This window comes from Candidatus Curtissbacteria bacterium, from assembly GCA_024654445.1.
Classification (GTDB): Bacteria; Patescibacteriota; Microgenomatia; order Curtissbacterales; family GWA2-41-24; genus JANLHP01.
Window position 1 is genome coordinate 1 of the sequence record JANLHP010000025.1, and the last position, 1637, is coordinate 1637.

Consider the following 1637-nt stretch of genomic DNA (forward strand, 5'->3'; position numbering starts at 1 on the left):
TGAAACGTTTTAGTGACGAAGTGATTGAAATGAAATTTGTTGACTGGAAAGACAGTTACTTTTTGACAATTGAGTTGGAATTTAAGAAGGAAAAATGAACTCACACGAACATAAATTCTACAAGGCGGTCAACTACAGACACTCAGAGATTACAGGATGGTTTGAGAGTGTGTTTATGAAGTGTTTATTTTGCGAGGAGGCTAAAGCGTGAAACTTTTAAAAAACATATACGACGGAGTACTACTAATCTTTGGAGGAATACTAGCGGCTATTCTTTCAATGATTATGGCTTTTTTGTGGAAGAAAACAGTAGACCACGCCAAACACGAGAAAGCCTTTGATTGGGACAACGAATACTGTTTGTGTGAGGGGGAGAATAAATGAAAAATCTTAGTCGTCGGCAAGAACCCTGGCACTGGAAATTTCACCTTTTATTAGTGCTCTTAATTGTTTTGTTAGGATTTATTTTTAACCGAGTGTTTGTGTACAAACCTGAAGTTTTAGCTGCCGAGACTTTGCCAGTAGCGTCACCGATAACTTCACCCGTGCCTACGTCTACTCCAACCGCAACGGTGGCAGAGATTGTTAGTGCCAAGCCATACGACATCTATGTGGGCGAGTTTGTTGACGAGTATTTCGAAAATCCGGCCCAACAGTCAGAAGTCCGAATGATTATGCACTGTTTGCTTTATAGGGAAACAAAACATGATTTGAGCAAGGGGCATGGCGATGGCGGACTGGCAGGCGGTCCTCTTCAATATCACGAAGCTACCTGGGAAGGTTTTAGAAAGATTATGGTCAACAAAGGACTAGTTACAGAAATAGGGTCCAGGTATGACGTCAAAGAATCGATAAGGACAACCGTTTGGGCAATCGAAGACGGAAGAGCACTTAACTGGGGTCCTCTGCTTCGTAATTATAACGGTCAAAATTATGCAGATTGTCCTTATCCATCATTTTACGAAAGATGAATCACCTAACACCGGAGATAGTTAAAAAATTAAGCTCTGAGGGTAAAACGTTACAGAAAATTGCCGATATGTTCCATGTTACCAGGCAAGCCGTGTGGTTTATGACAGAAAAGGGACGGGAGTACCGACGGGAGTACCAACGGCACTATTATCACCTTAAAGTTAAAGCTATATTCCCGAATTGTAATAGGTGCATGGGGAAGAAACAAAAACAATAGACATGAACAAAGACCTTGCATATTTAATAGTCGCTGCATTTGCAGCAATAGTCATTTGCTCAGTGATAGCGCTTATCGGGAAGGATAAAGACGAATGATAACCGAAGAACAAAAAGCAGCATATATTAAAAGAGACAGGGAACTGGCCGAAAAGTTTGGAACTGTGCCGGACGTAATCTCGGCTATAAAAGGGATGGTAGGTCAAGGCCGCAAACCCAAAGAGATCCAGGAACACTTTGAGGAAAAAGCCCGGAATCTGTTAAAGCACAAGGACCACAATCGTAGCCGCCTTGAACACGCGAAATTTGTCGTGTCTTTTCTTAGCAGGATAAGCGAAGAAGACTTGAAGGAAATTAACAAACCAGTGAAGGAGGTGAAAAATGACATTTAAAGAATTTGTTGCAGAAATTATGGACTATGAAAGCGATACTTTTTCAGCAAGCGGCTG

2 protein-coding genes are annotated in these 1637 nt (G+C 41.5%); both read left to right on the forward strand.

Annotated elements, in window-relative coordinates; genetic code table 11:
- The first annotated feature begins 380 nt into the window (after positions 1 to 380).
- Positions 381 to 971 (forward strand): hypothetical protein, encoded by a 591-nt coding sequence (locus tag NUV69_04770; GenBank protein ID MCR4324970.1) that lies wholly within the window; start codon positions 381 to 383, stop codon positions 969 to 971.
- Between the two features lie 312 nt (positions 972 to 1283).
- Positions 1284 to 1580 carry a hypothetical protein gene (locus NUV69_04775; GenBank protein MCR4324971.1) on the forward strand — a complete coding sequence of 99 codons (297 nt, stop codon included), beginning with the start codon at positions 1284 to 1286 and terminating at the stop codon, positions 1578 to 1580.
- The last annotated feature ends 57 nt before the right edge of the window (positions 1581 to 1637 follow it).